The sequence below is a fragment of the Pseudomonas sp. GM21 genome, from assembly GCF_000282215.1.
In the GTDB taxonomy this organism is placed as follows: Bacteria; Pseudomonadota; Gammaproteobacteria; order Pseudomonadales; family Pseudomonadaceae; genus Aquipseudomonas.
The window spans coordinates 1-4,883 of sequence record NZ_AKJS01000103.1; the positions used below are offsets into that span (position 1 = coordinate 1).

At 54.7% G+C, this 4,883-nt stretch carries 5 protein-coding genes; all 5 read left to right on the forward strand.

The genetic code is table 11. The features are described 5' to 3' along the window. The first annotated feature begins 202 nt into the window (after positions 1-202). A complete protein-coding gene (locus tag PMI22_RS12590) occupies positions 203-1,330 on the forward strand; it encodes a sensor histidine kinase (RefSeq protein ID WP_007946440.1) in 1,128 nt (375 codons plus the stop codon). A gap of 119 nt (positions 1,331-1,449) precedes the next feature. Then, the gene (locus PMI22_RS12585; RefSeq protein ID WP_007946441.1) at positions 1,450-1,617 is read left to right on the forward strand and encodes a periplasmic nitrate reductase, NapE protein; all 168 of its coding nucleotides are present in this window, start codon (positions 1,450-1,452) and stop codon (positions 1,615-1,617) included. Positions 1,618-1,656: 39 nt separating this feature from the next. Continuing rightward, a complete protein-coding gene (locus tag PMI22_RS12580; RefSeq protein WP_007946442.1) occupies positions 1,657-1,923 on the forward strand; it encodes a chaperone NapD in 267 nt (88 codons plus the stop codon). Beyond that, positions 1,914-4,418 (forward strand): nitrate reductase catalytic subunit NapA, encoded by a 2,505-nt coding sequence (gene napA, locus PMI22_RS12575; protein ID WP_007946444.1) that lies wholly within the window; start codon positions 1,914-1,916, stop codon positions 4,416-4,418. The genes PMI22_RS12580 and napA overlap by 10 nt, the downstream gene beginning before the upstream one ends. 11 nt (positions 4,419-4,429) lie before the next feature. Continuing rightward, on the forward strand, positions 4,430-4,883 hold a 454-nt coding region (locus PMI22_RS12570; RefSeq protein WP_007946445.1), incomplete at its 3' end, for a nitrate reductase cytochrome c-type subunit.

Here is a 4,883-nt window from a genome sequence, read left to right on the forward strand (position 1 = left end):
CTCTGGGCCAAAAGCGGTCTTCACGTTAGTGGGGGAAGTGGGCACTCCCGAGTAGGCGAACAGTGGCAAAGCTCAAACGCCAGGCTCTGATACGCATAAAGGTAATAATGATACGCCCGGTAGCGTAGTCTGGGATTTCGCTCGTCCTTCCAGTGCTTAAGCTCATGGCTCGGACAAGCCACTTTCATAAAGAGAGCACACAATGCGCCTGGCTGATTTCATCCTACAAAATATGGAACCAATCCTTCAGCAGTGGGAAGACTTCGCCAAGATGTTGACTCCTGCCGCTGCGGGAATGGATGCGCTGGCCTTGAGAGATCACGCAGAGCAAATGTTGCGGACTATTGCCGCTGATCTCCAAACCACCCAGAGCCCTGAAGCAAGGATCTTGAAATCCCACGGAAATGCGCCTCGATCAAACACTATCACCTCAGCGGAAACACACGCTGACCTCCGACATGCTTCGGGCTTTACCATCGGACAGGTGATCGCAGAGTACAGAGCCCTGCGTACCAGCGTGCTTGCGCTGTGGCTGCCGCCTGACCATGTGTCCAAGGATCAGGAAGCCAACGATGTCATTCGATTTAACGAAGCCATTGATCAAGCGCTCGCAGAGTCTGTGGTGACATACACCACTGCCGTAGAGACGGCGAGAAACGTGTTTCTTGGCGTGCTCGGTCACGATTTGAGAAGCCCGCTCGGTGCCGTATTACTCAGCGCTGAAGTTCTTTTGCGTACAGGGGATCTGCCCCCCAAACCAACCAAGAATGTGTCGCGTATTTATATGAGTGTGAAGCGATCGATAAAAATTGTGGGTGATCTTCTAGATTTCACCCGCACTCAATTAGGATCGGGAATTCCAGTTCGTATTGAAAACAACGATCTAGCGCAGACCTGTAGGGGAATGGTCGAAGAAGCGCAAGCCTATCACTTGGATCGACAGATAGATTTGCTGACGGAGTACACCCTGCCTTGGCGGTTTGACAAATCAAGGATGGAGCAGGTGATCGCCAATCTTATTGGGAATGCGATTCAGCACGGTGAGGCTGACACTCCAGTCACCGTCACTCTAAAAGCCGTTGATGGATTTGCCTTGTTGTCTGTCCATAATGCTGGACGTCCAATTGAAGAAGGCGCAAAGGCGAGCCTCTTTAATCCGCTGATTCGCCACCTACAAGGCGGCGTCGAGTACGGCGCTGAAGCGGGGCTTGGACTAGGACTATATATAGCTTCAGCTATCGTAAGCGCCCATCAAGGTAGCATCGAAGTCGAATCTGAAGCCGGTAGCGGTACCACTTTTACGGTCTGTATTCCATCGATCGTCGATTAGGTGACATAGGACACTGTCTCTTGGCTCAGACCTTCCTTAGCTCTGCCGTTAATCCGTTTAGTGGAATTTGTGATGTGGGCCGTCTAGGCTGAATTCAAAGTTTGGCAGGAGTGATCAGCATGCCACTAACGGATGACTCTCCACATCGCGCGCGCAAAGAAACCCGTCTGTTCTTTTTTCTGATTGTCGTTTTTTTCCCAATGCTGTCGGTGGCGATAGTAGGGGGATACGGTTTCTTTGTCTGGTTTCTGCAAATGCTGCTCGGCCCTCCTGGTCCACCTAATTGATCGTTGTCCATCTTTAGCAAAAGACGGGGAGTACGGGTCATGGAAAAGACGCTGCATATTGCCAGTCTAGTGGTGCTTGCCCTTCCTGAGTTTTTCGAGGCGGTGAAAGCCAACTTGCGCTTGCTCCAAGGCGTTGAGCTGCATCAGGAAAGTCCCGCCGGCAAGCTGGTGGTAGTGCTGGAGATGGAGGAAGAAAGTGAGATTTCTCTGCGCATCAGTGAAATCAACGGCTTGCCGGGTGTACTCAATGCCGCCCTCGTTTATCACGAGATTCTCGATGTAACGGGAGAAAGCACATGCCTATGACTCGACGTGAGTTTGTCAAAGCCCAGGCTGCCGGGATCGCCGCAGCGGCGGCGGGGCTCCCGGTGTTTTCGTCGGCCAGCAATCTGATCACCGAAGAAGATCGGGTAGCCCTGGACTGGAATAAAGCGCCTTGCCGCTTTTGCGGTACCGGGTGCAGCGTCATGGTGGCAACCAAGGACAATCGGGTGGTCGCCACTCATGGCGATGTGAAAGCTGAGGTCAATCGCGGGCTGAACTGCGTCAAAGGCTACTTCTTATCAAAGATTATGTACGGCGTTGATCGCCTGACCCAGCCGCTGTTGCGCATGACCAACGGGCAGTACGACAAGCAAGGCGAGTTTCAGCCGGTGTCCTGGGACCAAGCGTTTGATGTGATGGAGTTGAAGTTCAAGGAGGCGATAAAGAATAAAGGGTCCGAGTCCATCGCCATGTTCGGATCAGGACAGTGGACCGTCTGGGAAGGGTACGCGGCCAACAAGTTGATGAAGGCGGGATTTCGCTCCAATAACATCGACCCCAATGCACGTCACTGCATGGCCTCCGCAGTCATGGGCTTTATGCGCACATTCGGTATGGATGAGCCGATGGGGTGTTATGACGATATTGAAGTCACCGATGCGTTCGTGCTGTGGGGCTCAAACATGGCGGAGATGCACCCGATTCTTTGGAGTCGGGTGGCGGATCGCCGATTGAGTCAGCCCAACGTCAAGGTTGCCGTACTGTCCACCTTCGAGCATCGCAGTTTTGAGTTGGCTGACATCCCCATGGTGTTCAAGCCACAGACGGACCTGTTTATCCTCAATTACATTGCCAATCACATCATTGAAAGCGGCTCGGTCAACAAGGATTTTGTCAGCAAACACACCAAATTTGCCAAAGGTACGGATGATATCGGCTACGGCCTGCGTCCCGATAATCCGCTGGAGAAAAAGGCCCTTAATGCGGCCAAGGCGAATACTTGGAGTGACATCGACTTTGAGCAGTTCGCGGCATTCGTGAAGCCATACACCCTTGAGCGTACCGCCAAGGAAACCGGCGTGCCGGCCGAGCAACTCAAGGCCTTGGCCGAACTGTATGCGGACCCGAAGCGCAAGGTGGTCTCATTCTGGACCATGGGCTTTAACCAGCACACGCGGGGCGTCTGGGCGAATAACCTGATTTACAACATCCACCTGCTGACCGGGAAAATCAGCGAGCCGGGCAACAGTCCTTTCTCCCTGACGGGCCAGCCTTCGGCCTGCGGCACGGCGCGCGAAGTGGGAACCTTCTCCCATCGCTTGCCAGCCGATCTGGTGGTCACCAATCCAAAGCATCGCGCCACGGCGGAGAAAATCTGGAAGTTGCCGCCGGGCACCATCAATGAAAAAGTCGGGTTCCATGCCGTGCAGCAGAGCCGGATGCTCAAGGACGGCGTGCTCAATGTGTATTGGACGATGGCCAGCAACAACATGCAGGCCGGCCCCAACATCATGCAGGAAGTGTTGCCGGGTTGGCGCAACCCCGAGAACTTTGTGATTGTCTCGGATGTGTATCCCACCGTCTCGGCCCAAGCGGCCGATCTGATTCTGCCCACCGCGATGTGGGTCGAGAAAGAGGGGGCTTACGGCAATGCGGAACGGCGCACGCAGTTCTGGCATCAGCTGGTCTCGGCACCGGGTGACGCGAAGTCAGATCTCTGGCAACTGGTCGAGTTTTCCAAGCGCTTTAAAACGGATGAGGTCTGGTCCGAGGAAATATTGTCGGCCTCACCGCAGTACAAGGGCAAAACTCTGTACGAAGTGTTGTTCAAGAACGGTCAGGTCGATCAATTCCCGCTTGATCAGATGGCAGCGGGTTATCAAAACGACGAAGCCCGGGATTTTGGTTTTTACCTGCAAAAAGGGTTGTTCGAAGAATATGCCCAATTTGGCCGTGGGCACGGTCATGACCTTGCCCCGTTCGATCTCTATCACACCGAACGAGGGTTGCGATGGCCCGTCGTCGATGGCAAGGAAACACGCTGGCGTTTCCGGGAAGGGTATGACCCCTACGTGGAGAAGGGCAGCGGTGTGCAGTTCTATGGCTATCCCGACAAGAAGGCGATTATTTTCGCGCTCCCTTACGAGCCCCCAGCGGAATCTCCCGACGCGGAGTTTCCATTCTGGTTGAGTACCGGCCGAGTGCTGGAGCACTGGCACACCGGGTCCATGACTCAGCGTGTTGAGGAACTCCATAAGGCGGTGCCTGATGCACTGGTCTACATGCACCCGGCCGATGCCAAAGCCTTGAATGCCCGTCGAGGCAGCGAAGTGAAGTTGATCAGCCGACGCGGTGAGATGCGTGCGCGCATTGAAACCCGAGGGCGCAACAAGCCACCCCAAGGCCTGGTGTTTGTACCGTTCTTCGATGCCAACAAGCTGATCAACAAGGTCACACTCGATGCGACGGACCCCATCTCCAAACAGACTGATTATAAAAAATGTGCGATCAGGATTGAGTTGATCAAGACGGCATAAGGAGCGCTCAGATGAAGAGTCATTCGCTGTCTTTGCTTGCGGCGCTGTTGCTGTGGATGCCACTGGCATCCGCGGCGCAGCCTGATTACCCGCTGGATGCTCCGGCGCCAGATGGCCGTCGACCCGGAGGGACCCTGACCCAGGAATTTGCGGCACCGTTGATGGCTGATGACGAGAACAAGGACCTCAAGCGCGAGCGCAATTATCCTGACCAGCCGCCCACCATCCCCCACAGTATCCGGGGGTATCCGATCGACAAGAACAGCAACAAGTGCCTGTCCTGTCACAGTCGTGCCAATAGCGCACGCACGCAGGCGCCGATGATCAGCATCACCCACTACATGGACCGTGATGGTCAGGCGCTGGCCGCTGTGTCGCCGCGACGGTATTTCTGCACTCAGTGTCATGTGCCACAGAAAGACGTTAAGCCTCTGGTGGGCAATAACTTCAAGAACATTGACCAGG